22 protein-coding genes are annotated in these 25,788 nt (G+C 43.0%); 9 read left to right on the plus strand and 13 right to left on the minus strand.

The window, feature by feature from the left end:
• Positions 1-358: 358 nt before the first annotated feature.
• The 5 genes from M1E09_RS19370 (at position 359) to M1E09_RS19390 (ending at position 4,729) form a co-directional block, all read left to right on the plus strand.
• Positions 359-499 (plus strand): hypothetical protein, encoded by a 141-nt coding sequence (locus tag M1E09_RS19370; protein WP_456272456.1) that lies wholly within the window; start codon positions 359-361, stop codon positions 497-499.
• Between the two features lie 291 nt (positions 500-790).
• Positions 791-1,846: an iron-siderophore ABC transporter substrate-binding protein gene (locus M1E09_RS19375; protein ID WP_456272457.1), complete on the plus strand. Its 1,056-nt coding sequence runs from the start codon at positions 791-793 to the stop codon at positions 1,844-1,846.
• A complete protein-coding gene (locus M1E09_RS19380; protein WP_456272458.1) occupies positions 1,846-2,880 on the plus strand; it encodes a FecCD family ABC transporter permease in 1,035 nt (344 codons plus the stop codon). Before M1E09_RS19375 ends, M1E09_RS19380 begins: the two co-directional genes overlap by 1 nt.
• Positions 2,877-3,914 (plus strand): FecCD family ABC transporter permease, encoded by a 1,038-nt coding sequence (locus M1E09_RS19385; RefSeq protein WP_456272459.1) that lies wholly within the window; start codon positions 2,877-2,879, stop codon positions 3,912-3,914. Before M1E09_RS19380 ends, M1E09_RS19385 begins: the two co-directional genes overlap by 4 nt.
• Positions 3,914-4,729, plus strand: a complete 816-nt coding sequence (locus M1E09_RS19390) for an ABC transporter ATP-binding protein (protein WP_456272460.1) — start codon at positions 3,914-3,916, stop codon at positions 4,727-4,729. The genes M1E09_RS19385 and M1E09_RS19390 overlap by 1 nt, the downstream gene beginning before the upstream one ends.
• A 426-nt stretch (positions 4,730-5,155) precedes the next feature.
• Here M1E09_RS19390 and M1E09_RS19395 read toward each other — a convergent pair whose 3' ends face one another.
• The 5 genes from M1E09_RS19395 to M1E09_RS19415 all read right to left on the minus strand — a co-directional run bounded on the left by M1E09_RS19395 (position 5,156) and on the right by M1E09_RS19415 (position 11,005).
• Entirely contained in the window at positions 5,156-5,824 is a 669-nt protein-coding gene (locus M1E09_RS19395; RefSeq protein ID WP_456272461.1) for a DNA-binding response regulator, read from the minus strand.
• Between the two features lie 428 nt (positions 5,825-6,252).
• Entirely contained in the window at positions 6,253-6,903 is a 651-nt protein-coding gene (locus M1E09_RS19400; protein WP_456272462.1) for an SDR family oxidoreductase, read from the minus strand.
• Between the two features lie 182 nt (positions 6,904-7,085).
• Positions 7,086-7,376: a DUF2087 domain-containing protein gene (locus M1E09_RS19405; protein WP_456272463.1), complete on the minus strand. Its 291-nt coding sequence runs from the start codon at positions 7,374-7,376 to the stop codon at positions 7,086-7,088.
• A 581-nt stretch (positions 7,377-7,957) separates the two neighbouring features.
• Positions 7,958-9,049 carry a D-TA family PLP-dependent enzyme gene (locus M1E09_RS19410; RefSeq protein ID WP_456272464.1) on the minus strand — a complete coding sequence of 364 codons (1,092 nt, stop codon included), beginning with the start codon at positions 9,047-9,049 and terminating at the stop codon, positions 7,958-7,960.
• A 3-nt stretch (positions 9,050-9,052) separates the two neighbouring features.
• Positions 9,053-11,005 carry a DUF4910 domain-containing protein gene (locus M1E09_RS19415; RefSeq protein WP_456272465.1) on the minus strand — a complete coding sequence of 651 codons (1,953 nt, stop codon included), beginning with the start codon at positions 11,003-11,005 and terminating at the stop codon, positions 9,053-9,055.
• Between the two features lie 288 nt (positions 11,006-11,293).
• Here M1E09_RS19415 and M1E09_RS19420 point away from each other — a divergent pair, with 288 nt between their 5' ends.
• The 3 genes from M1E09_RS19420 (at position 11,294) to M1E09_RS19430 (ending at position 16,486) form a co-directional block, all read left to right on the plus strand.
• A complete protein-coding gene (locus M1E09_RS19420) occupies positions 11,294-11,719 on the plus strand; it encodes a universal stress protein (protein ID WP_456272466.1) in 426 nt (141 codons plus the stop codon).
• A 262-nt stretch (positions 11,720-11,981) separates the two neighbouring features.
• Entirely contained in the window at positions 11,982-13,427 is a 1,446-nt protein-coding gene (locus M1E09_RS19425) for a DEAD/DEAH box helicase (RefSeq protein ID WP_456272467.1), read from the plus strand.
• A 626-nt stretch (positions 13,428-14,053) separates the two neighbouring features.
• Complete coding sequence (locus tag M1E09_RS19430; protein ID WP_456272468.1) at positions 14,054-16,486, plus strand: penicillin acylase family protein; 2,433 nt, start codon at positions 14,054-14,056, stop codon at positions 16,484-16,486.
• Positions 16,487-17,551: 1,065 nt separating this feature from the next.
• Here the strand turns inward: M1E09_RS19430 and M1E09_RS19435 are convergent.
• The 5 genes from M1E09_RS19435 to M1E09_RS19455 all read right to left on the minus strand — a co-directional run bounded on the left by M1E09_RS19435 (position 17,552) and on the right by M1E09_RS19455 (position 21,042).
• Positions 17,552-18,259, minus strand: a complete 708-nt coding sequence (locus M1E09_RS19435) for a nitroreductase family protein (RefSeq protein WP_456272469.1) — start codon at positions 18,257-18,259, stop codon at positions 17,552-17,554.
• A 125-nt stretch (positions 18,260-18,384) separates the two neighbouring features.
• A complete protein-coding gene (locus tag M1E09_RS19440) occupies positions 18,385-18,798 on the minus strand; it encodes an RrF2 family transcriptional regulator (protein WP_456272470.1) in 414 nt (137 codons plus the stop codon).
• Between the two features lie 204 nt (positions 18,799-19,002).
• Positions 19,003-19,731, minus strand: a complete 729-nt coding sequence (locus tag M1E09_RS19445; protein ID WP_456272471.1) for a polymer-forming cytoskeletal protein — start codon at positions 19,729-19,731, stop codon at positions 19,003-19,005.
• An 18-nt stretch (positions 19,732-19,749) separates the two neighbouring features.
• Complete coding sequence (locus M1E09_RS19450) at positions 19,750-20,406, minus strand: bactofilin (protein ID WP_456272472.1); 657 nt, start codon at positions 20,404-20,406, stop codon at positions 19,750-19,752.
• The gene (locus tag M1E09_RS19455) at positions 20,407-21,042 is read right to left on the minus strand and encodes a YhbD family protein (RefSeq protein WP_456272473.1); all 636 of its coding nucleotides are present in this window, start codon (positions 21,040-21,042) and stop codon (positions 20,407-20,409) included.
• Positions 21,043-21,215: 173 nt separating this feature from the next.
• On the opposite strand from M1E09_RS19455, the gene M1E09_RS19460 reads away from it, so the two are divergent.
• The gene (locus M1E09_RS19460) at positions 21,216-21,764 is read left to right on the plus strand and encodes a ribonuclease H-like YkuK family protein (RefSeq protein WP_456272474.1); all 549 of its coding nucleotides are present in this window, start codon (positions 21,216-21,218) and stop codon (positions 21,762-21,764) included.
• 92 nt (positions 21,765-21,856) lie between these two features.
• Here M1E09_RS19460 and M1E09_RS19465 read toward each other — a convergent pair whose 3' ends face one another.
• The 3 genes from M1E09_RS19465 to M1E09_RS19475 all read right to left on the minus strand — a co-directional run bounded on the left by M1E09_RS19465 (position 21,857) and on the right by M1E09_RS19475 (position 24,682).
• Positions 21,857-22,102 carry a hypothetical protein gene (locus M1E09_RS19465; protein ID WP_456272475.1) on the minus strand — a complete coding sequence of 82 codons (246 nt, stop codon included), beginning with the start codon at positions 22,100-22,102 and terminating at the stop codon, positions 21,857-21,859.
• A gap of 92 nt (positions 22,103-22,194) precedes the next feature.
• Complete coding sequence (locus tag M1E09_RS19470) at positions 22,195-22,758, minus strand: hypothetical protein (protein WP_456272476.1); 564 nt, start codon at positions 22,756-22,758, stop codon at positions 22,195-22,197.
• 352 nt (positions 22,759-23,110) lie between these two features.
• Complete coding sequence (locus M1E09_RS19475) at positions 23,111-24,682, minus strand: diguanylate cyclase (RefSeq protein ID WP_456272477.1); 1,572 nt, start codon at positions 24,680-24,682, stop codon at positions 23,111-23,113.
• Positions 24,683-25,788: the final 1,106 nt, after the last annotated feature.

Below are 25,788 nucleotides of genomic sequence, written 5' to 3' on the forward strand. Positions count from 1 at the left end.
ATACCCTTCATCCAGATCCAATTCCCAGTAGTTGTTTTCGCCTTTTTTCGTGGCTGCAGGATCATTACAGAAAAAACCAGCACTTTCTTTAAGCGTAGGCTGCCTCTCTGCACCAAAGTGAGAAAACAAATATTAACCCAACTTCAGTTGACATTGAGAATCATTATCACATATAATGAACACAACAAATGATAACAATTCTCATTTGTTGTGTTCCCTGCGTTCAGAACTTGATACCCCCTCTTTTATCAGGTTCATGTGACTGTTTCTTATTACTTCTGCTACAGAAGTAATAAGAAACAGATTTAAAATAATCCTTTTAAAACATGCTGTTAGCAGGAAAGGCAGGAGAGGAATAATGGAATTTATTATGTGCCAGTGGTGCTTTTATATCTACACACAGGAACTTGATGAAGGTGAATATGGAATTGATGGTGAGCTCTGTCCCTGCTGTGGTTCGGAAAATTGTTTAGAACAGGTACCATTTAATGAAAGCTGAATTTGCTGGGCAGGACCTGCCCCACAACGCCTCCACTCTCTTTAACTAGTATCTTTGAATAGGGAAAGTTCACCTGTCCCTCTGCCCCCCCACTCTCGTTTCTGCATACAAAAACTCTCCATTATCAGAAAAACAATAGTTAAAAATATGAATCTAACTATCTTATTACTAATCTGTAACATTTTTCTCAATTACCTTACCAATATTGTATTGACAACATCATCTATAAGATATATATTTATGACAATGATAATCATTATCAAATAAAATAGTTTAAGGAAGGGTTTACATATGAATTCAAAACGCAAATTCTCATTTATCTCTACATTATTAATTGCATTACTTCTGCTTTTACTCGCCGGCTGTTCTGGTGAGGAATCGAATTCTGATTCGGAACAAGCTTCTGATGAATCATCTGGTTCTGAAGAAACCAACACGGAGTATCCTATTGTGATTGAACACGCATTCGGCGAAACGACAATTGAAGAGAAGCCGGAACGCGTTGCTACTATTGCATGGTCAAACCATGACGTTGCGCTGGCTCTTGGTGTCATGCCTGTTGGATTCTCAGCGGCAAACTACGGAGTTCAAGATGATAGCGGAATGCTGCCTTGGACGGCAGAGAAGGTAGAAGAGCTTGGCGAAGAAAACCCGAATATCTTCCAAGATACAGACGGACTGGATTTTGAAGCGATTTCAGATTCGAATCCGGATGTCATTCTGGCAGCATACTCAGGCATTACGCAAGAAGAATATGATACATTAAGCCAGATCGCTCCAGTTGTTGCTTATCAAACTAGTCCTTGGGTTGCTTCTTGGAGAGAACAAGTAACTTACAACTCAATGGGTATGGGAATGGCAGAAGAAGGGGAAAAATTGATTGCTGAAACTGAACAGTTGATTGAAGAAAGAGCAAGTGAACACCCTGAATTCGAAGGCAAGAAAGCTGCATTCGTAAGCATTGATGCTGCTGATTTATCCAAGTTCTATATTTACTCAGAAACAGATCCACGCGGAGCTTTCCTTACTGAGCTCGGATTTGAATATCCTGAAAGTATTTCCAGCCAGATTGATTCAAGCAGCTTCTATATAGAAGTAAGTGCGGAAAATTCTGATATGCTGAACGATGCTGATATCTTCGTTTCGTATGGTAATGAAAATACACTTGAAGCTCTGCAGGCTGACCCTATTCTTGGAAAGATTCCAGCGGTGGAAAGAGGTTCTGTTGTAATCATTGAAGATAACACACCACTTGCAGCGGCAGGAACTCCAAGCACGCTTTCAATTAATTACACAATTGACAAGTACGTAGAACTGCTCTCAGAAGCTGTAAGCAAAGTTGACTAATGAGTACTATATCCGGTTCAGAAAATAAGCAGTTAATTTTACCAAAAAACTTCATTAAGGTATTGATCCTGTCTATTATCTTACTCGGCATTTGCGTATTGGCTTCACTTGCCTTTGGATCTCGTACAGTAGGATGGAATGAGCTGATGAACGGCTTATTCCACCCTGAGGTACAAACACACGGAGCCAATGTAGTCCGCCAACGAATTGCGAGGACGGTATTTGCCCTTATGTGTGGGGCTGCATTAGGGGTTTCCGGGGCACTCATGCAATCCGTTACCCGGAATCCAATCGCAGATCCCAGCATATTAGGCGTAAACATAGGAGCAGCACTCTTTGTCGTTATTGGTATATCCTTTTTAAATATTGGTTCTGCCAGCCAATACATTTGGTTTGCATTAGCAGGAGCATTCATAACTGCCATTTTTGTATTCGGAATTGGTTCAATGGGGAGTGGCGGCGCCACGCCCCTTAAACTCGTTTTAGCAGGGGCTGCGACAAGTGCTGCGTTATCCTCTCTTGTCATCGCAATTATGATTCCCCGCTCAAGTGTCATGGACCAATTCAGATTCTGGCAAGTAGGCAGTGTCGGAGCAGGAAACTGGGATTCCATCTCCATTTTCCTTCCTTTTCTCAGTGTTGGGATCCTGATCGCCTTATTCACGGCACCAGCATTGAATGCCTTAGCATTAGGTGATGAAGTTGCCACAGGATTTGGAGTGCGAACTGGCACACTTCGTCTTATCGCTTCTTTTGGCGGTGTTTTATTGTGTGGTGTAACAACCGCATTAGCAGGTCCCATTGGCTTTATCGGATTGTTGGCTCCTCACTGGATCCGGCTCATGATTGGTCCGGATTTACGTTTTGTTATCCCGATGTCAGCACTTACAGGGGCTATTGTTTTAACGATTGCCGATGTGAGCGGCAGGCTTCTCGGCAGTCCTGGTGAGTTGGAAGTTGGCGTCGTTACAGCCTTTATTGGTGCACCTATATTAATCTTACTAACTATGAAAGCGAAAATGCGTGCCTTATGATGAATGAATCCATTACTCTAAATACAGTTATGACAGGCAGAATAAAGAGACGCCGCCGTTTCCTATTCGTTACTTCCATACTTGCCATCGTTTCCTTAGCCCTTTGCTGTACGATGCTTATGATGGGAAATACGGTTTATCCCGTTCAGGATGTCGTCCGTGTCCTTCTGGGTGAAGATGTAAAAGGGGTATCATTTGCAGTTGGGACAATCCGGCTGCCAAGAATGATTGCCGGTGTTTTTGCCGGGTTTGCTTTCGGTGTTGCCGGAACGGTATTTCAGACCATGTTGCGGAATCCCCTGGCAAATCCGAATGTAATTGGAATTACAGCTGGTTCTAGTGCTGCCGCTGTGTTCTGCATCATTGTCCTTCATGCCAGTAACATGGTGGTGTCCATTGCCTCTGTTGTTGGCGGACTTGCTGCAGTCGTCATTATTTTTCTACTATCTAAGAGCACTTCTTTTTCAATTGGACGATTAATCTTAGTGGGGATTGGAATTCAAGCGATGCTTGACGCCGTCATTTCCTATCTGTTGCTGATTGGGCAGCACCACGATATCCCTACAGCGATGAGATGGCTGAGCGGCAGTCTGAATGGAGCCAAGATGGAGACTCTGTATCCTCTGATCCTTATGGTTCTGATCTGCGCACCTATTATCATGGTGTTTGGGAAACAATTAGAGATGTTGGAACTTGGAGAGCAAGCTGCCACATCACTGGGAATCCATACAGATAAGACGAGGCTCATCCTCATAGTCAGCTCTGTCCTTATGATTGCGTTAGCTACTGCTGCAACAGGACCCATCGCTTTTGTTGCATTCCTTTCAGGGCCTATCGCCATAAGACTGGTTGGTGTTGGATTCTCACCTCTTATTCCGGCTGGCCTTATTGGAATCATCTTAGTTCTAGGAGCGGACCTTATTGGACAGTTCGCTTTCGTTGCCCGATATCCTGTAGGGGTCATCACAGGCATTCTCGGAGCACCTTATCTCATCTACTTGCTCATTCGAATGAACCGAAAGGGAGATTTATAGTGAAACCAACACATACTTTTCAATCTGAAGGAATCACCGCCGGCTATGATGACAGGACCATCTTGCATGATGTGAGTCTTTCCATACCCAATAACAAAATCAGCGTGATTATTGGCGCCAACGGCTGTGGGAAATCTACACTGCTCAAAACGATGGCCAGGCTGATTAAACCGACTTCCGGACAGGTCACGTTGGATGGGAAACCGATTAATAAAATTCCCCCGAAACAGCTTGCTCGTGTGTTGGGCCTCTTGCCGCAATCCCCGATCGTTCCAGAGGGAATAACGGTTGCGGATTTAATTGGACGAGGCAGGTACCCGCACCAATCGTTTTTGAAGGGTTGGACCAAACAGGATTATGAAGCTGTTGCCGAGGCAATGGATATCATGAACATCGCTGAATTTGCCGACAGGAGTATTGATGAACTTTCAGGCGGACAAAGACAGCGTGTCTGGATCGCTATGGCACTTGCACAGCAAACAGACATCTTGTTTCTTGATGAACCGACGACCTACTTGGACATTACCTATCAGGTCGAAATTCTGGATCTGCTGACAGACCTCAATCGAAAACGCGGAACCACGATTGTCATGGTCCTTCATGATATCAACCTATCAGCGCGGTATGCAGACCATATCTTTGCTCTTCAAAAAGGGAGGCTTGTTGCAGAGGGCGAGCCGTCCAAGGTCATTACAAGCACATTGATAGAAGACATCTTCGGCCTTCATTGTACGGTAGTATCAGACCCAGTTGCAGGTTCCCCTTCAGTGGTACCGATTGGCCGTTATCATAACCGGGTGAAGATGTATTCTTAGTAATATTGTATATAGGAACAGGTAGTGGAACAGCACCTTTGATAAGGGGCATTTTCACTACCTGTTTCTATTTATGGAGTGCAAGTATCCCGTTACACTAAGCGGATACTTCGCAAGTGCGAACCCTTCACTGGCTCCACGGTAACTTCTAATAAGCCTCATTACTGTATGGTACAGTTCTCCGGACCGTCTCTAAGCTCCCCGCCTCCATCTCACTTCCTTTGAACACTAGCGAAAAAATAAGAGAAAATTTTTCCGTTAAATCCAGATTTTTACTTACTTTGGGATAAATAAAGGAACTTTTTTCTCTTATACGCAGAAAATTGCCTGTTTTAGAGTGTTTCAAGGCAAATAAGGGAAATTCTTTCCTTTATTTTACCTGCTTTCAATGTTTCTTCCCGATTAAGGGAAATTCTTTCCGCTATTTTAGTTTAAGTGAAAGTATTTTAGTTGAGCCCCTAACTGGTAGGAGCGAACTCTCACTGTCCCGGATGCCGGAGTCAACATCTGTTTATCGACAAGTTGAGAAAGTATTTTACTAACTGTCCTGGTACTTAAATTAACATATTCCGCAACTTCTATAGGGGATATGGCCTCTCCTTTTCGAATCGCGAGCCGAAGTACTTCTTTTTCGACTAAGGAAAGAGTTATCTGATCCAGTTCATCCCCCAGCCATCGGCCAATCACTTGCTGAATAATTTGCTGGCATCGGCGTGGCTTCTCTTTCACTTGGTCATATGAGAAGCGAATCACGGTCCATCCGTCAATCACCAACTGGTTTTGTCGTTCCAGGCTATCGGAAAATTGCCATCTGCTTATTTTCTGTAAATGTGGGCCGTATCCGTCAATCTCAAAGCAAATCTGCATGGTTGGACGAATATAAGCAAAGTCCAAGTACCTTTTTCCATCCTTAAAATCATTGACTTCATATTCCGGATGCAGATACCGAAAATGCTGAAATAACGGCCACCACACTTGTTTTAAAAACAACATTTCAGCATGTTTGTGACCTTCCTGTAAGCGCCGCAGCCGTTCACCGGTCCTTGTCTGTAAGTGACTATTCATAAAGGCCTGATATTCTTCTTCAAATCCCATAGCATCCCTCTTCCTATCCAATGTTCATGTTCATTATAGGGCCCTTAAATTTGATATCCGGAAAACTTTTTGTGTTAATGCGAGTAAGAAAAACAGTTTCGAGTGGTATTATCCTGGGGGGAATTTAAGCAAATTAAGCTTAAGGAAGCAACTTGAGGGGAGAACTATTTTTAGTTTAATAGAATTCCTATATTTGTCAATCTAATTCTCTTTATATTTCAACGCTTCTATTCTTACCATTCTACTTGGACCAGCCTCTCCAACACTAAAGGAGAGGCATTCTTCTAGAAATAGAGTCACAGTGACACTCCGGCATATGTCGATTATGTGTGAGCAGTTTCAGGTTTTTGTTTCAGGCTTGGGGAGATGACTCCTTCTATGAAAAAGGGACAAAGTGCTTTCACTGCACTTTGCCCCCTTTAACAATCCTAAATATTGCTTAAAGCTTCTTTAATTGATGTAGCCCCACTCACCACTTGAAACTCTTTTCCAATCGTCGAATCATTCTCCAAACATCCAAAGAGAACCTGTGCAACATCCTCACGCGGTACGTCTCCTCTTTCAACTTTCCCGGCGATTTGTACTTTTCCGATTCCGTTCTCATTAGTCAGCCTTCCTGGATGAACGATTGTGTAATCCAGGTCTGTTCCCCGCAGCCACTCATCTGCATAGTGCTTTGCGACGACGTATGGCGCAAAGGATTCAGGTGCTTCCTGTATCGCTTCACGGGTGGTATCGAATGAACTCACCATCACGAACCGCTTCACGCCTGCCTTTTCAGCTGCTTTTATAGTTTTTACAGCACCGTCCAAATCAATCATCAGGGTTTTGTCTGCACCAGTGTGCGGGCCGGATCCCGCTGTGAATACGATGGCGTCGACTCCCTGGGCTGCTTTTGCAATATCTTCAATTTCGCCTTCTAAATCCACAAGGGTCGTCTCAGCACCTGAAGACTCGAAATGTGATGCCTGCTCTTTTTTACGTATCATCGCTGTGGCCGTATGGCTGCCGCTGTCCTGAATCAGTCCGACTAACTGCTTTCCGATTTGTCCGTTTGCTCCTACAACAAGAATTTTCAATGTATCCACCCTTTCTGATTTATGTCTATTAATATCGTAAACCCCATACAAGCCCAATGTCTAATGTCCTGTCTGAAAGCTTGTTAGCTTCCCAACACCCAGAAGGCTGCCCCATATCATTGAGGCAGCCTTTAGAGATTAATCCACTATACGAATGGGGAGTCAAAGCTCCCGCTTCAAATTTAGTTATTCAACCAGTACTTGCTGCAATCCCGGTTACGGGACATGAACTTGTATTCAATGAAATAGCGGCGGATGGTCACAAAGTCATAAAAGACAGCCTTGATCACCTCGTTGACTTCTTTTTCGGTGTACGCTTCTTCCGGATCAAAACGCTTAATTAAGTGCTGGATGATAATGAATTTCCGTTTTTCTTTACTCGGAAACTCGCTTAACGGACCCTCAAGACCCTCCTTGAAGTAAGTTGATAAAACTTTTTCCCTTTCCTGGTTTGTAACGTTGTATTTCTCCATTTTAAAAATTCCCTCCTTAAAAAAAAATGGATTGCGGCCAATTAGATTAGATGAGTATCTAAGTACTTATATTTTATATATTAGATTATTATCTAATTAGATTCAAGTCTAATCGGAAATTTTTTTAATTATTTTTACAGTTCTTCCGGTGATCAGAAGTGTTTATTAAAAAAAGGCTTTGTAAAAGAGTAATGTTGTTGCCAGATTTCCGCTCCAGGTGTGCGACTCCGCGGGGCGGGCGGTGAGCCTCCTCAGCTTCGCCTGCGGGGTCTCACCTGTCCCGCTAATCCCGCAGGAGGTCGCACACCTTCCGCTCCAATCAACCATTGTTTCTATATCTCACTGGAACATTGGGATCTTGAACTTAGAGGGTTTGGTGATTTCTATAAAAGGGTTCATAATACCTATCCACTAATAGCAAAAGTAGCAGCAGAACCAATGCAATTATTAATGGATAATATTTTCAACCTTTCAATCGAAATTACAACATCATCAACTAACAGAGCACAAAAAAATGCTCAACCCTTTGTTATCAAAGAAATGAGCATTTATTATTAATTTATTTTTTTACATCAAATATTTTATCCTTCGACTTTCCAACTACCGACTACCCGTCCATTCTCATGGACCACATACTCCTCAAACATATTGGCAACGGTACAAGCATGGTTAGGAATAATCTCCACCTTATCACTCAATTTCAAAGAAGTTTCTCCTGAAACAACTCCGATCCCATGCTCTTCGGATAATCGTTCTATCGTCATTTCCGGATGGCCGAGGATGTGGCCGAATCCATTAACTGTCGCATTTCCATGCGCTCCCTTATCCAGGCAGAGCGTTTTGCTCCCTGTATCAAAGACAATTCGATCTGGGTACACACCAATGACGGAAGCCAGTACGGTCAGGGCACAGTTTTCATGTGTTGTCACACCTAATCCCGCTTGAATGGCATCAAAGAACACAGCATTCCCCGGCCTGATTTCGGTAATTCCCGGTACCTTTCCAGAAATCTTAAAGGTAGGTGTTGAACCGACACTTCTTACTGGGATTGGGATTCCTGCTTTTTCACATTCCTCTGCACTTTCAACGACTGCCTGCCCTTCCTGAAGTCCAATCCTTTCTATTTCATCGAAACTGGAGGCTGCATAAGAATGCCCGGCATGGGTTAAAATCCCTCCCAGTTTGAGCTTCGAATGCGTGGAAATTTCCCTAGCTAAAGCCAGCGCAGCCTTTCCTGGATCGACCCCGCAGCGGTTCAGCCCGGAGTTGACTTTGATCCATACCTCTAAAATAAATGGCGTGTGCTCCAGTTCATTTTGCAGATAAGCTAACTGGTCCCTGTTATCTACTGATATTTTAAGTTTTACATCATGCTCTAAAAGTTTGATCAATCTCTTAATCTTCTGAGGACTTGAGATTGGATAGGCAATCAGGATGTCGTTGATCCCTCCGGCAGCCATGACTTCCGCTTCCGGGATGGTCGCAGTGGTGACACCGACTGCACCTGCTTTTATTTGCAGCTTCGCAATATCCAAGGATTTATGCGTTTTGATATGGGGTCGGTAAGAAAGTTTATGTTCCTTAGCGAAGCTCGCAATCTCGTTAATATTTTTCATCAGTTTCTGGTAATCAAGCAGCAATGTCGGCGTGTCGAGGCTTGTAAATATCGTCATGAGTTATTCCTCCCCCACTTCTTGTATGACATCCAGCAATAAGTAGATGTCTACGAGAGCCAATACATATTCCGGAAAATGCTGACCTGTTTCGTAATAGGTTAATCGGAGGATTTCCGCCATGGTCCGCTTCCCGTCCATCCAATATAAAATGAAGTCTGCATAGCCCATCGGGATTCCTGATTCCACCTCTTTTAACCATCCGTATCTTGTATTAAGGGACAAGCGGCTGATTTCATCGACCAAGCGGATCGGCCCCTGATACCTTCTTTTGTACGTCCCTTCCATCCAGTTCTTCTTTTCTTTCTGTCTTCCCCCTTCTGTTAATCGATGCACACCAATAGTAGAAATAATTTCAGCTTGCTTTTCAACCAGGTTTTGCAGCTTCCCGATTTCCTCTTGCAAACGGTTAAAACCGCGAATCCTCGCATACTCTTTCAGCTGAGTTAAGGAATCTTTCTCATACTGAACATACAATGAAAACGCATCGCGGAATTCTTTTTTAGAAGGATTCGATTTCATCAGCCACTCTTTGGCATCATTTAAGTGTGAGCTGACTCTGCCCATATGCTGCAAGGTGTACGAAACCCATTCCTCCTCTTCCCCGTTTGCCAATCCGTAACTATATAAGGCCGTGACAGTTCCCACCAGCTTCATCATGTGTTCATCGAGATGGTCCGTAGAATCCGAGGTTGTGTGGTAATGCTTGTCCGGCCATTGAATCAGCATCGGGCATGGGATTCCGATGGTCGGGTCGGAAATGATATAGTGATCACTTCCGCCGGAGAAACGTGTTTTGACATAGTGGACTGTACTGTATTGGGAAGTGCCGGTGAAGTTGGATGTATTGTTGGCTGTTTGCTCAACTAATCCATAGGCAAACCTGTCGAGGAACGTCGGCGCAGCCATTGGCGGCTGTTCAATGCACAGCGGCCCGCCGCCCTTCGTTTGATCCGCTCCGACCATATCCAGGTTTAACGCTGCGATGGTGTTGGCTATCCGGTCTTGGTGCTGTTGGAAGTAAGCTGCTGTTCCCGTCATTTCCGGCATCATCAAGAAACGGATTCCAAGTTCCGGCTGAGACAGTTTTCCTTCTTTTATCAGCCTTGTTAATGTCCGCATGACTTCCATTAATGTACCGGGCCCGGATGCGTTGTCCTGTCCCCCTGGATACGGATGGCATAGGTGGCTGACGAGCAGGATTTCCTGTTCTTTTTTACCGGGAATGAAGTATTCAATGTTTTCGAAATGGCCGTCTTTCAGGTCTGCTTTTACTGAAGCCTTCAGATGGACTGTTTCCTTTTTAGCCAGGTTCCTGAGTTCCTCCCCGATTCTTGGGGATACGACAAAACCGAAGGACTTCACTTCCTCTTCATGATGCCACCAATAAGATGTGTACTGGCGTGTGTCCGGCAAGTCCATGCGAGTTCGCACTGGTTTGAATTCAGCAAGGTTGTCAAAGATCAGCCCTGCACACTTATATTTTTCAACCGCCAAGGCATGGATGATGAACTGATTCCCTCTTACAAGCGCGATCTTCCCTTCGAGGTCCAAGCCATCATAACTGCTTTCTTCCTCTGCGTTTTCGATGACAACCAGCTCAGCCTCCAGTCCTTCTTCCGGTGTGGAGATACTTCTTTGGACGACCGAAATCTCTTCTTCTTGGAATCTGGCAATCCGTTTGCGCTCCGGGGCTTCTATCCACAGCTCGGCACTCTCGCACGACCATTCTTTAAAGGAATGGTGGGATATGAACCGCTCGCCGAATTGTGCCGGATACGAGATCAGTTCGGCATTGACGCCATCTCTTTTTAATAGTTTCATCACTTCATGAGCTGCTTCCCGGTACCCCGGTGATGCCTGAATACGGTGATACTGCGCAATCCGGTCTGCATATCGGAAAGCCTGTCTCCCTGACATCTCTTCTTCTATGATTTTCTTTATTTCTTTGAACATCCGAATCCCCTCCAATGGTATACCTTTTCTATTCGGGTTTTTCCGGAGTAAATCCTTCTTGTTTCCGACGGCATGTACGGAGTAAAGAGCCTTAGTACGGTAGCGTGCTTGGGAGCTGGGCTGATTCTCCACTTCGAACCTAAATACTTCTCTAACGATAAAAAACACCCTCATGAAGGATGTCGCAAAAGCTGCTACTTTTTTCAACAAACTTAAACAAAACCATCCTATATAATGTAGGCAGAAGTATCAGTTCTCAATATACAAATAAGAAAGCGGTGGATAATTGTGAACAAACTTTTAGTACCTATTGATGGATCGGCACACTCCAAAAAGGCATTTGATTTGGCACTTTCCATGGCGAAAGGACCGGACTCAGAAATTGTTCTTCTCAATGTGCAGCCATCTTTCAAGACACCGAATGTAAAACGCTTTGTAAGCCAGCAGGAGGTTCGTGAATACCAGGAGGAACTAAGCAAGGAAGCCTTTCAAAAAATATTGTCTGATGAGACACAAACTGATGATGTCAAGATCAGCAAGAAGTTCAGGTTAGGTGACCCGGGAACAGAAATTTGCAAAGAAGCCAAAGAAATCCAAGCATCCGTTATTGTTATGGGGCATAGAGGTTTGGGCGCTATTAAAACTGCCGTATTGGGAAGCGTGAGTTACAGTGTTATCCATCATTCATCCTGTCCAGTTACCATTGTCCCTTAATTGATATTCACAAGCGTTTATCCCCTTGTCCCTTCAGAGGTGAAATAATAGGAATGGATATATGTTGTGCCAGCCCTTACTGCTTAAAGCTTTAGCAGCTGTGTGGGCAGGTACCTTATTTCTGTTCCTTTTTTTATTTAAAATAAAAGGCAATATGTCCCGCTCTTTTCAAGTATAATGAACCATATTCAGATCATGCATATGATATTTCTTGGAGAGAATCCTATACATAGGACGAAAAAACAAATAAAGAGGTTAAAAAATGAGTAAAAGAAGTTTTGCGGATTATCATGTAAGCGATGAAATTAAAAGAGCGCTGGCTGTGTTAAAATACGAAACGCCAACAGAAGTTCAAAGTAAAGTTATCCCGGCAGCACTGGAAAACCAGGATCTTGTCGTGAAAGCCCAAACAGGAAGCGGAAAGACTGCCGCCTTTGGCATCCCGGTTTCCGATATGATTGAATGGGAAGAAAAAAAGCCACAGGCCCTGATTCTTACCCCAACCAGGGAACTTGCTGTTCAAGTCCGCGAAGATATCACGAATATCGGCAGGTTTAAACGCATTAAAGCAGCGGCCGTTTATGGAAAAGAACCTTTTTCAAAACAAAAGGAAGAACTGAAACATAAAACGCATGTAGTCGTTGGTACGCCTGGCCGGGTCATGGATCACATCGACAGGGAAACGCTTGAGTTGGATCAAATCAAGTATCTTATCATCGACGAAGCGGATGAGATGCTGAATAGAGGGTTCATTGATGAGGTGGAAGCGATCATCAATAAGCTGCCTTCAAACCGGGTAACAATGGTGTTTTCTGCTACCCTGCCTAAAGATGTCGAAAATCTTTGCCATAAATATATGAAAGAACCTCTTCAGATTGAGATCGAATCAACCGGGGTAACGGCTGATACCATTGACCATTCTTTGATTGAAGTGAAAGAAGAAGAAAAGATTTCACTCCTTAAAGACATCACGGTTGTAGAAAATCCGGACAGCTGCCTGATTTTCTGCCGTACGAAAGAAAACGTTGATAATGTGTACAGCGAGCTGGACAGGGCTGGCTATCCTTGTGAGAGACTTCATGGCGGTCTGGAACAAGAGGACCGATTTTCTGTTATGGAAGGGTTCAAATTGGGGAACTTCCGCTATTTGGTGGCAACCGATGTAGCTGCCAGAGGCATTGATATTGATAACGTGACACTTGTCATCAACTATGACGTTCCTATGGAAAGAGAGAGCTATGTCCACAGAACCGGAAGAACCGGCCGTGCCGGGAAGAAAGGAAAGGCGATTACGTTTTCAACGCCTTATGAAGCAAAGTTCATTAAAGCCATCGAAAGATACATTGGCTTTGAACTGCCTGCTGCAGAAGCTCCGAGCTATGTGAAAGTGGCTGCTGGAAAAGCGGCTTTTGAAGAAAAACTCAGCGGCAGGCGGGTCGTAAGGAATAATAAAACAGCCCGTATCAATCAGGATATTCTGAAACTCCATTTCACTGGTGGTAAAAAGAAGAAGATCCGTGCCGTTGATTTTGTCGGAACGATTGCAAAAATCCCTGGAGTCACTGCAGAGGATATCGGCATTATCACCATCCATGATCAAATGTCCTATGTTGATATTTTGAATGGAAAGGGCTCACTGGTTTTACAAGCGATGGAGAATGCGACGATTAAAGGGAAGAAGTTGAAGGTTAGTAAGGCGATTAAATAAGTAGTAAAAGCAGCATCCCGCTCACATTAGCGGGATGCTGCTTTTTTAACTATAAACCCGAACCCTACACTAGAGATTTAATTTAATTCATGCAGTTCTCCGTACCGTTTCTAAATTCCCTGCCTTCATCTTCCTTCCCTTAAACACTAGTGAAAAAATAAGAGGAATTTTTCCCGTTAATTCCGGATTATTGCTTTTTTCAGGAGAAATAACGGGAATTTTTCCGCTTATATATGTAAAATTTCCTGTTTTTGAGTTTTTCAAGTCAAATAAGAGGAATTTTTCCCTTTATTTTAGCTGTTCTCAATGATTTTTCTCAATTAAGGGGAATTTTTCCCGCTAATTCAGTTAAGTGAAAGTGTTTTAGTTGAGCCCCTACCTGGTAAGAGCGAATTCTCACTGTCCCGGATGCCGGAGTCAGCATCTGTTTATCAACAAGTTGAGAAAGTACTTTTCTAACTGTCTTGCCATCCAGCTTCAGACACTTTGCGACTTCTATAGGGGATATTAAACGACAAAACGCAGGGACGGTACTCATGTTCCAAAAGAACTTCTCCACTAACCAACAACATCCTTTATACTAGTATAAAGTGGGAATATTTCAACTATTTAGGGAGGGATTATTTTTGGCTGAAATACTATTACAGAAAAAACCCGTATTTAAAAGGAAATGGGTTAAGATTACAACCATTATCATCAGCGTAGTGCTCTTTTTACTTATGCTGACTGCTGCCTTTGGCTACTGGTTTGTTACGAAAAGTTTGCCAGATTTAGAGGGGGAAATGGTGACAAAGCATGTGCAGGGGGAAGTAACTGTTATCCGCGACGACAGAGGTGTTGCACAGATCAATGCTGCGAATATCAAGGATATGTTTTTCGTACAGGGCTATATTACTGGACAGGATCGTTTGTTTCAAATGGACATGACCCGACGCCTGGCAAGTGGACAGTTATCTGAAGTTGTTGGAGAAGCAGCTCTTGAGACTGACATCTTTTATCGTAGTATTGGAATGCATCGAACGATTGATGCTTTAATGGAAAAAGTAGACCCCGAAACAGAAGAAATCGTAAATGCCTATGCTAACGGGGTCAATGCTTACATAGAGGAAGCTTTTTCAAATGGAAAACAACCACTTGAATTTAGACTATTAGGATATAAGCCAGAACCATGGTCGATTAGAGATACTGGACTGGTTGTAAAGTACATGGGATATATGTTATCCGGTGACCATCGAAACGAGTTAACAAATTACCAACTTATAAAGGAATTAGGACCAGAAGCGGCGAAGGCTTATCTCTCTGAATATCAGGTGGATGATGCTTTTCCAACCATCTATCAAACGGATGAGATTGAACCTTTTTCCGCCCAATCACTCCTGAAACTAGCAGCACATGCACCATCTGAATTTAATGGAAGCAACAACTGGGTTATCAGTGGTGAGCATACAGAATCAGGATTTCCAATGATCGCCAATGATCCTCACTTAGCACTGGACATCCCGGGAATTTGGTACCAAACTCATTTGAATTTAGAAGGGGACTTCCATTCAATCGGGGTTACTGTCCCTGGTGTACCAGGCGTAACCCTTGGACATAATGAGCATATGGCTTGGGGGGTCACTGCCTTATCAGTGGACCAGGAAGACTTATTTTTAGAACGTGTCCATCCCGAGAAACCAAGCTATTATGAGTTTGATGGAAGCTGGGAGCAAGCTGACGTTTTTGAAGAAAAAATCAACATAAAAGATGCAGAAGAGCCCCACATTGAAAGAGTGGAAGTAACTAGAAATGGACCGATTATTAACAAGGTTCTCAATGGGAATGCACCCTACCAGGCCATTGCATTTAACTGGACTGGTTTCCAAGCTGGGGAAGAGATCAATAACTTCCTGAACTTGACCCGTGCAACGAATATCATTGAATTTAATAAAGCACTGGATGGCTTTGTTACCCCTGCATTAAGCTGGGTATTTGCAGACAAACAGGGAAATATCGGCTATCGCGGTCAGGCATTAATGCCGGTTCGTCAATCCAGCGGTCAATTACCTGTACCAGGATGGGACCCACAGTATCAATGGGACGGATTTATTCCGAATTCAGAGGTACCACGCATAGTCAACCCTGACAGAGGTTATATCGTTACAGCAAATAATAAGCCTGTTGATGATTCCTATCCTTATGAAATAGGTCGAAGCTTTTATCCATATCGCGCCGAACGAATAACGGAAATGATAGAAACAAAGATTTCTAAAAACGAACTTTTCAAATTGGAAGATATGCAAGCCATTCAAAACGATTTCTTAAATAGTCAGTCACGAGCTCTCATTCCACTTTTAGTGAAAGCCTTGGAAAGATCTTTTGAGTCCATCGAACAAGCGACAGAACAAGAAGAAGAAGTGTTACAGTTGTTAAAGGATTGGGATTTTGTAGAAACCTCTGATTCGGCTGCCGCATTAATATGGAATCATTGGTACCTGACATTCAATGAAGCTTTATTTAAAGATATAGTCAGCTTCAATTATAGTCATCGAGCAGTAACCCATCGTATGTTGCTGGAAGCTGATCAGCACCCGGAACATCTCCTATTTACTGATTTAGAAAAGGATAAACAAAAATCACTTGACTCTCTGGCCCGCGACACGTTTATAGAAGCGATCAAAAATATAGAGGAGCTTCAAGGAGATAATCCTGCTAAATGGGAGTGGGGAAATTGGCACAGAATGACCTTAGAACATCCATTAGGTTCCGTAAAACCTCTTCATCTGCTCTTTAATGTTGGAGATTGGAAAGTAGGAGGAAGTGGAGCTACTCCAGGGGCTATTTCCTTTGATTCTACTACCGGCTCAGCAAACCATGGCGCAGGCTGGAGGTTCATTGGAGACTTATCTTCAGACGATAACTACTTTGACATCATCATGCCAGGACAATCAGGACAAGTATTTTCACCATTCTACAAAGACCAAGCAGACGAGTGGATAAACCAAGAACTATTTCCAATGATTTATAACAAAGAAGAGAGTAAGGATAAGAAGGTATACATTTTTAAACCTGGGAATTAAGAACAAAAGCGCAAGCGCCTTGACCAGCCCCGACAGGCATAAGACGAGCCGGCGGGAAGGTTGCTCTTTAACCTTCTTGATGGATTGGCTTACGACCCCGAGGGGCTAGGCGCTGGAGCTGGATGCAATCAAAAGCGTAAGCGGCCGTTTAGCTCCGTACAGATTGGAGGGCTTCTGCATGAGATAAAGGAATCACAACGAACGAAGTGAGTTGATGATGACTTATCGCAAGGAAGAAGACCGAAATCTGATAGGAGCTGGCCGCTGGAGCTGGATGCAATCAAAAGCGTAAGCGGCCGTTTAGCTCCGTACAGATTGGAGGGCTTCTGCATGAGATAAAGGAATCACAACGAACGAAGTGAGTTGATGATGACTTATCGCAAGGAAGAAGACCGAAATCTGATAGGAGCTGGCCGCTGGAGCTGGATGCAGAAAGCAATCTGGTTATCCACAACCCACAATTTTTATAAATTCCTAAGCAAAAATAAAGGGGCCGATCTTGTGTTTTTCGTTTTGTGAATCGAAAAATCACAAGACCGGTCCTATTGTTTGTAGACTTATTCTTAGATAATAAATTATCTGCTGGTCTCTTTAATTCGTAAGTTTACTTTTAATTTATGATACGGTTATCCGTACCGTTTCCAAAATTCCCTGCCTTCATCTTACTTCCCTTAAACACTAGTGAAAAAATAAGAGGAATTTTTCCCGCTAAATCCAATTTTTTGCTTGTTTTGGAATAAATAAGGGGAATTTTTCCGCTTATACGTAGCAAATCCTCCTGTTTTAGCGTTTTTTGAGTCAAATAAGAGGAATTTTTCCCTTTATTTTAGCTGTTCTCAATGATTTTTCTCAAATAAGAGGAATTTTTCCCGCTATTTTAGGTTAGGTAAGAGCGAACTCTCACTGTCCCTGATGCCGGAGTCAACATCTGTTTATCAACAAGTTGAGAAGTTTTTTACTAACTGTCTTGGTACTTAAATTAACATATTCCGCAACTTCTAGATCATGCAGCACTACCTAAATCTGATCCATCGGGCAGCCATGCTTTTCACTGGTTAACTCTTATTAGAATCGATTCCATTTTAAAACATCATCAAGAGGAAGGCGAGTTTTCTCAAAACCGGCTTTGGTTCCTTTTCCCAGTGAGATTAACATGATCGGTTCAAAGGTTTCAGGAACGTTGAACGCGTCAAGGAATTTAGCTTCATCGTATCCGCCCATTGGCACAGTGTCATAGCCTTTCGCTTTTGCTGCCAGCATCAATTGATTCGCGACTATTCCACCGTCAATGTGAGCGATTTTGGCTTGGCGCTCTTTAGGGAAATTCCCGTAGGTGTCCAAGATGCTGTTTACGTACATGTCTTTGACGTCTTCTGGCATGTTGCCTTTTTCAGCAATTTGGCTGTAGATAGTATCCGCATTTTTGTAAGCTTCACGATCACCAAGCACCGCGATGACCACGGAAGCATCCACGATTTGCTGCTGATTGTTGGCAATCGGCAGTAACCGCTCTTTTTCCTTCTGGTCTTCAATCACTAGGAATCTCCACGATTGAAGGTTGCTGGATGAAGGCGCCAGAGTTGCTGTTTCCAGCAGTTCTCTGATTTCACTTTCTTCTATTTTAAAATCAGGATCATATTGGCGCACTGAACGGCGTTCTCTCGCAACTGTCAAAAACTCCGTATCCTCCAACTGCTTCGGAGCTTCTTTCGTCGTATCGAGTTCTTTGGCTTTATTTAAATATTCTTCTTTGGTCATTGTTTTATCAGACATAAAAAAATCCTCCTCTTAACTGTATCTTTCACAGGAACAGTATAAAACCTAAACTGTTCCTTTGTCAACTACAGTTAATGGAGAACAAAATAAAAAAGCGAGAAGTGCAGACACCTCTTCGCTTTCTATGGTTTCATTAAATCCTTGATCGTCTTTTGCTGTAACCCGTTCACTACCCAGCTCTCCATCTCATCACGAAGCTCAAAGAGAGATTCGCGTGTAGAAGGGGCAAAACATTCCTTACTTTCCACATTGAAAAATCCCTTTGGGAACGTTTCTGATTTCATCGCATCATAAACATCGGATAATTTAATATCCTCAGGATCCTTCACAAGAAAATAGCCGCCGTCCCGCCCTTCTTTTGCCTGAATTAATTCTTCTTTCACCAGGTGGCGCAGTATTTTCCTTAAAAAAACGGATTTGGAATCCAGCTTTTCGGCCAATTCTCCGCTGGGACAAAGACCTTCATTATTGGCCAGCACTACCAGGGCCTGAATCGCCATGCCAAACCACTTTACACTCGTTACGTTTTCAGCCATCGTTTCACCTCTTCATCTCCTTTTATTTTGAAACAATGCCTTGTAAAAGTCAAAACCTTTTGATACATAGGACCTGACCCCCAGTGCGTTAATACTTTAGTGTACTGGGGCCAGGCCCTATAATTACTGCCTGCTCCATACCAGCATACAAAAATACGCAGGCTCCCATTCAAGCTGCGTATTTCTTTGAGAACTTATGTCCCTTTATGAGATTTTCTCCGTCTTATCCACTTTCGCCTTTTCGGATACTTGCAGGTCATTCTGGTATTCTATAAGCTCGATCTCACAGCCTGGCCCAATCTCTACATTATTCCCGCGGACCACTTTTGCCTTTGTGTATTCGAGTTTGACCACGTCGCCTTCAATGAGATCGGCGTGCAGCTCTTTGCTCCAGGTCTTGATCAGTTTATCGAGATTCAGGATGGATGGACCAGATCGTTTTACCGTGATCGTCTCTCCTCCGATTTCCTTGACCTTTGATTTTCCATGCAGTTCAATCGAGATACGATCCCCATTCAGGAGACCGCCGATTGTAAAGGCGCCGTTGAGATCTGCATTCTCCACTTCGCAGTCGCCCTTAACCTTCATCATTCCTTCGAGGAGAATATAGTCCCCTTTGACAGACTCGACCAATCCCGTATGGCCCTTGATCTCCAACTTCCCGAATGACAGCTTCCCGTCGATCGATGAACTTCCATGTATTTCAATTTCATCAGCAAAAAAATTCCCTTCTACCTTTGCGCTTCCTCTTATGGCCGCAAAGTCTGATTGGATATTGCCATATACCTTCGCAGAACCATTACACTCGAAATCTTTACAATCTAAATCTCCGGTAATCTTTCCACTGCCATTGATTTGGACCTTCTCAAACGAACCGCCTCCTGTCTCACTGCTCCCTGACAGAATCAAATCTCCCATTGTTTCCTGATTCATGCTAAATCCCCCTCATTACTAAATCTTTTCAGCGTCTCCAATATTGGTATCCTTCTTTTCCTTATTGGTAAGCGTCGATCTATATTCCACTTTCTCGATATGACAACCCGGCCCTATTTCAATGTTGTTGCCCCTGACCATTTTGGCCGTTGTGTGTTCTAGATAGATGCTGTCTCCTTCGATTGTGTCTGCTTCAAGGGTGTATGTCTTTTTTAGGAGGCTTCTGCTTTTTACCTGGATCGTCTCTCCGCCAATTTCACCAGCCTTGCTCGGAGCCATCTGTAAATTGATGATCAATTCGCCGACATTCAGCAGTCCTTTAATATCGAAACCGCCTTTCGCGTCCATTTTTTCCAGCTCCACATTTCCAGAACTGTTAAGAAAGCCTCTCATCTTAAGCGTATTGGCCTTCATAGAGCTTCCAACATTCAACTCGCCGATTATGTTTACTTCATTACTGCTTAATTCTTCATCTATTGTCATTTTCCCCGTTACCTTCAACTGGTTCATGGATGCTTTCCCCTTCACACTGCATTCCCCAGTCACCTTTGTTTCGACGGAACGGATATCCCCGGAAACAGTCCCATGACCCGTCACTTTTACCTTGTCATAATCTCCGCCCGGATAGCTGCCATCTCCTATTACCTTCAACCGTTTCGTTCTTTCCCCGCTCATCTAAAAACCTCCCGTTACTAGCTTGTTCATCAGTTGATTTGCTTCAGAATCAATGGACAATGAAACTGCTATTTTCGTTTTCTCATCAACATAAAAGCCATCGGAACCAGTCACAAGCAACACTGTTACAACACCCATTTTCCGCAGTACCACTAAGGAAGCCTGCTTATCCTCCAGTTTCGGATAATGAGCGTGCAGCGTGTGAAGGAGTTGCTTTCCTTCCTCCCATCCGATTTCACCTGTCTCCAACGACCTTTCTAAAAGATATAAGTACAAGCCGTCTTGAAAAGTGATCGCTTCCAAAGGACCGAATTGCTCTTCAAAAATAGACACCGTATTCTGTGAAACAATGTTTCCTTCGACGAAATCCTTCTTCATAATGTTGACGTCTTTCGTCTTTGGCGATAGAGCACCAGCCAATTCATCCAGTGAATGATGATCTTTTAACTCTTTGATCCTGCCGATTCTTTCGAGGATCTGCTCCTTTGGAAAAAAGGTTTCCTGGCCAGTAAACGTTGATTTTCTGATGAACCAGTCCTCCGGAATCAACTTCTTCCTCTTCCAGCGATAAAGCTGGCCGTACGTAATATCTGTCTGCTCCAGCAGATCCTTTTTCGAGATAAGTTCTTTATCCATGTTTTTCACTCCTTGAAAACAATGTAACATAACACTGTTACGTTGTAAAGGCGTAATAGCATAATAAGGTTCCTTGTGGCTTGTGGATTTGCCCACATCAATAAAAAAATCTCATCATAGGATAGGAGTAAGAAGTACTTTCACAAATTTTGAAAAGGCTGTGATATGACAAGATGAAACGTGAACCGGTTGATCACTACTCCTTTCAGAACCTGAAGGAAAGCGGAATGTCTTTTGAACAGGTCTTTAAACATATTGTGAAGTTCATGCAAGTGCAGCCAAATGGAAACTACCGGCTAATGGTTGGGACAGACTCACAGGTCCATGCGAAACACACCACCTTTATAACGGGAATTGTCATTCTTAATGAAGGAAAAGGTGTGTGGGCATGCATCAGGAAAGTCGTTGTACCGAGGAAAATGCTGCATTTGCATGAGCGGATTTCTTATGAGTTATCGTTATCCGAGGAAGTTGTTTCATTATTTACGGAGGAAAGAAAAAATCAGTTGATCGACATAGTCCTTCCCCACCTTTATAAAGGAGCCACCTTTACCATGGAAGGCCATATCGATATCGGTGCTGGAAATAAGAATAAAACAAGTAAATTTGTAAACGAAATGATTGCGAGGATGGAAGCCATGGGCGTGGAGCCGAAGATCAAACCGGATGCATTTGTGGCTTCGAGTTATGCGAACCGGTATACCAAAAGAAGGAATGGGTAGCATGGGGGCCGGTTTGTATATAGGAAAAGCAGGGTTGTGCCCCACTACGTTAATACGTTAGTGTACCGGGGGACAGTCCCTGATATTCATGCTCACTGTATATCTCTATAATCATAATAGAACTTGTTCTTCCCTAGTTTTTTAACTTTTCCGCTCTCCACTGCCTTTTTCCATTTCTGTATAGAAATTTGGTTTAATGCTTCGGCTTCTCCTTCGCTTCTAGTCCTGTTCCTTTTCTTTCTATTAGGACTTTTTGTCTTTGCAATTTGCTCATTCGCCCGCTTGCCGTTTTTCCGAACTGTACTTTCAATATCTCCCAAACTCATTTTCCTTCTCATCTCCACCAACCCTTTTAGCCATCATCTTGGTCAAAATTAGTGGAGTTTATGATTTAAATAAATAAAAAAGAACCGACAATATCTGCGGTCCTTCAAAGCCACGGGCTTAGTAATTTATAAACTTTGGTTCTTTTAGCTTCTGCAATCAGGTAAGCCATATCTATATTCTCGTCCCTATGAATAAGAAACATCCTCTTAGCCCACTCATAATCTTCATCATCTTCTGGATATCGCTTTTCAACAATGCCTTCTAAGCGATGGATGATAATATCTTCAATACCGATGACATACAATTTACGATTATTTGGGAGCTGCAACTCGATTACCTTATCCTCGCTGCCTTCTAAATGACTGGAAGGCACTTCAACTGCCAATTCAGCATCAGCATGGTACCACTCTCTCTGAGTCTTGATAAACCCCAGTTCAGTCAGCAATTCATTAAATTGTTCCCATCCATCACTTACAAAATCAATATCGTGAGTCGTATAATCATTTCTTGTATAAATTTCGACTGAAAGACCACCAACTACAATTGGGTATATCCCTCTGCTGCTAAAATATTCAGTTACGAGGGCAGCAAATTCAATCATCTTATGAAATTTAGGTTTATCTTTTATGTTTTCAAGTTCAACCTTTAGATCTTCAATTGTAATCATAATACATTTTCCGATTCCCTAAAGGTATAATTTTTCCATCTTGCACCGCTTTGTTCCATCGAGAAATAGAGATTTGATCCAGACACTTTATTTCTCCCTTTGTTCGTGTTCGAGACTTTTTTCTACGACCACTAGAACAGGGAGAAGTTCTTAGCTCAAGATTAGCCGATTTTCGATTTTTATCGATTGTCTCATTTATAGATTCCAGAGTCATAGTAATCATATCTCAAACCTCCTTGTTGTCTTAATATTAATACAAAACCCTTTCTGTGAAAAGCACTATTACCAGTAACAGACCCTGCCCCTCCACTACGTTAATGCTTTAGTGTACCGGGGGCCATGCCCTGTTATTCTATAAAACTACTTTTTCCTCTTGATAAACATGAACCTTGTTACGCCCTGCATCTTTGGCTGAATAGAGGGCTTTATCCGCTTTGTTCAGAAGGTCGTATAAGGTCTCTTCCTGTGCTTCCGATGATTGGGCGACTCCAAGGCTTAACGTTGCGGCAATAACGGCATCCTTTGTCACAAGCCGCTTCCCGGCCAGGTAAGTACGGATCCGGTCAGCCAAGCCCTCTGCCTCTGCTCCTGTGAATCCCTTCAGGCCAAGAACAAACTCCTCGCCGCCATAACGGGCAAACAGTTCTCCGTCAGTCAGTTGAATCTGGCAGGTCTGGGCAATATGTACAAGCAATTGGTCGCCCACGAAATGTCCATAGGTGTCATTGACTCTTTTAAAGTGATCAACATCCATCAGAATGACAGAGAACGGAATATCCTTCTCCCTCGCCTCTTCAAACTCCCGGACACATTTATGAAAGAATGCCCGCCGATTATGAATTCCTGTCAGTTCATCATAATAGGCAAGCTTCTCTAACTTAACCTGCAGGTCCTTCACCTCTGTCATATCATTAAAAATAATCAGGATGCCATTTCGCTGGTAGGAATGGTGCAGCTTCGAGATGCGGACCTGATAAGTACGCAGAGATTGGCCGCCGGCCAGATACTCGAGCTCGTGAGTGGTGGAACTGCTTTTCAATGGAAATGGGAAAGGTTTCCCAGTAAAGCTTTTCCACACTTTCAACAAGTCTTCACCCAGCATCCGTTTTGTGAGCTGCGGAAACATCCTTTGAGATGCCTGGTTGAACTCTATGACTCTATTCGTTTCATCCAAAACGAGGACGCCGTCATTAATACTGTTGAAGATTGCGTCTTTCGCAATCGGCATCAAACTGAACATTCGGGATGAGCTGATGGACCAGAAATACAGGAGTGAAGTAAGCCATAAGACCATAGGCACCGGGTCGACCCCCGGTGGTGTCAGTCCCATCAAATAAACAAACGCGGTGATGATCGGGACAAGCTGTCCCCACATTAACGAAACAAGCTGGGGACGATATTCCTTTGCGGTTTCCCTCCAACGGGAGAATACCAGTAACAAAGCAACAAACAGGCTGCCGAATGTGTAAATCCCCTGAACAACATACCAGATACCGATCTCCTGGTATACGAACGGAATACCTAAATCAGGATGGACTTCAAGTACCCTGTAATAAAGGTGATGAAAATCATTGGTCGCTACCATGATCAAGCTGATAAAAGGGATCGCCAGAAGGGCTGTATAACTTTTTACCGTCAGCCTCATTCCCAGATACTTCATAATGAACATCAATCCGAGAGTAGTGGAAAAGAGCATGCCCATTATAAGAATGACCGTCCAGAACTTGATCTCGGACAGGGTCGTGGATATTAAAGTAAAAGCTGTACCAAAACAGTAGACGGCAGTGAACAGTGCGTGAAGAATGAACAAAGGGGCAATATCCTTATAACGGTGGCGCTTGAGAAAAACATAGGAACACAAACACAAATTGAGCACTAACGAAGTGCATATCAAGGAAATATAAGCAGTCAAATCTGAATTCACAATTGAGGACCTCTTTTAAGACTTTTTATTTAAATTTAGCATATTTTGAAAAGCTTGTCCTTACTATCTTTCATCTCCTGAAACGCTCTCATCAAGTCCCGCCAGAGGGGTTTCCGGTTTATTAGCGGGAGCCCCATCATTTTTCAGCTGCTTTACTGCTTTCATCATTAGTGAACCCTCTCCATCTATCGGCGCAAACCGCTCATGTACCGGCCAGCCGACTGCGGTCTCTACTCTCCAGAAAACAAGACAAAGCACCTATCCAAAAAAGACCAACCCTTGGCTGGAATTGGTCTCTCTGCTATTCAGCGATACTATTGGAGAATCGCAATCCGAATTAAAATTAAACATGTTTCTTGCCTGCCATGCTCCCTGAACTTAGAACAAGCGAAAACAAAAGATGGGTGCTGATTGAAACCTTTCAGATCAGCCTCCATCTTCTTTTAAGCTAATGAAAAAAAGCACTGCGTACCTTAACGGGTTCAGTTTTGAAGTACAAACATCTAATTAACAAATGAAATTGTGGAGCTTTTTGTAGTTGAAATTCAATCATATCTGAATAAAAAAATGGTCAGAGGCTGATGTGCACCTGACCGGTTTTTTTTATTGCCGGTTATTCAACTAACGCCCCAGATGGCTGAATAGTTGAGCATCAGATCCACCGTTCACCTTTTGCATTCTTAAAAAAATGAAATCAGGTTCTCTGCTAGTTGAGATTTATAAAGGGAAAAATTCCCCTTATTTAGCAAATTGTGCTGAAAACAGCTTAAATAGCGGGAGAAATTCCTCTTATTTGAATCAAAAATTGTAAAAATAGGTACCTTTGACTGAAATAGAGGGAAAAATCCCCCTTATTTTATCAAAAACTACTTCTAATCTGCATTTAACGGGAAAATTTCCCTTTATTTAAGCTAACAGCATTTTTAGCCAACTCGTGAGTTTCTTCAAGTAATCTGCTCCGTTAATGGAAGATTCTGTTCTTTTCATTTTATCATACATACTGATCTTTTTTTAAAAATATCTGTCACTTAAATGTATCGGAAACCGCACAACAAATTTAGAAGAACAGAAAGTTCTGTCACCTGCATTTTGGGTTACATTTTATA

This window comes from Bacillus sp. AK031 (genome assembly GCF_053903065.1).

What these genes read in the sequence shown, in the direction of transcription:
- M1E09_RS19370 (WP_456272456.1), top strand. Translation starts at nt 359, where the DNA reads ATGGAATTTATTATGTGCCAGTGGTGCTTTTATATCTACACACAGGAA.
- M1E09_RS19375 (WP_456272457.1), top strand. Translation starts at nt 791, where the DNA reads ATGAATTCAAAACGCAAATTCTCATTTATCTCTACATTATTAATTGCA.
- M1E09_RS19380 (WP_456272458.1), top strand. Translation starts at nt 1,846, where the DNA reads ATGAGTACTATATCCGGTTCAGAAAATAAGCAGTTAATTTTACCAAAA.
- M1E09_RS19385 (WP_456272459.1), top strand. Translation starts at nt 2,877, where the DNA reads ATGATGAATGAATCCATTACTCTAAATACAGTTATGACAGGCAGAATA.
- M1E09_RS19395 (WP_456272461.1), bottom strand. Translation starts at nt 5,824, where the DNA reads ATGGGATTTGAAGAAGAATATCAGGCCTTTATGAATAGTCACTTACAG.
- M1E09_RS19405 (WP_456272463.1), bottom strand. Translation starts at nt 7,376, where the DNA reads ATGGAGAAATACAACGTTACAAACCAGGAAAGGGAAAAAGTTTTATCA.
- M1E09_RS19410 (WP_456272464.1), bottom strand. Translation starts at nt 9,049, where the DNA reads ATGACGATATTTACAAGCCTCGACACGCCGACATTGCTGCTTGATTAC.
- M1E09_RS19415 (WP_456272465.1), bottom strand. Translation starts at nt 11,005, where the DNA reads ATGTTCAAAGAAATAAAGAAAATCATAGAAGAAGAGATGTCAGGGAGA.
- M1E09_RS19425 (WP_456272467.1), top strand. Translation starts at nt 11,982, where the DNA reads ATGAGTAAAAGAAGTTTTGCGGATTATCATGTAAGCGATGAAATTAAA.
- M1E09_RS19435 (WP_456272469.1), bottom strand. Translation starts at nt 18,259, where the DNA reads ATGTCTGATAAAACAATGACCAAAGAAGAATATTTAAATAAAGCCAAA.
- M1E09_RS19440 (WP_456272470.1), bottom strand. Translation starts at nt 18,798, where the DNA reads ATGGCTGAAAACGTAACGAGTGTAAAGTGGTTTGGCATGGCGATTCAG.
- M1E09_RS19445 (WP_456272471.1), bottom strand. Translation starts at nt 19,731, where the DNA reads ATGAATCAGGAAACAATGGGAGATTTGATTCTGTCAGGGAGCAGTGAG.
- M1E09_RS19450 (WP_456272472.1), bottom strand. Translation starts at nt 20,406, where the DNA reads ATGAGCGGGGAAAGAACGAAACGGTTGAAGGTAATAGGAGATGGCAGC.
- M1E09_RS19455 (WP_456272473.1), bottom strand. Translation starts at nt 21,042, where the DNA reads ATGGATAAAGAACTTATCTCGAAAAAGGATCTGCTGGAGCAGACAGAT.
- M1E09_RS19460 (WP_456272474.1), top strand. Translation starts at nt 21,216, where the DNA reads ATGAAACGTGAACCGGTTGATCACTACTCCTTTCAGAACCTGAAGGAA.
- M1E09_RS19465 (WP_456272475.1), bottom strand. Translation starts at nt 22,102, where the DNA reads ATGAGAAGGAAAATGAGTTTGGGAGATATTGAAAGTACAGTTCGGAAA.
- M1E09_RS19470 (WP_456272476.1), bottom strand. Translation starts at nt 22,758, where the DNA reads ATGATTACAATTGAAGATCTAAAGGTTGAACTTGAAAACATAAAAGAT.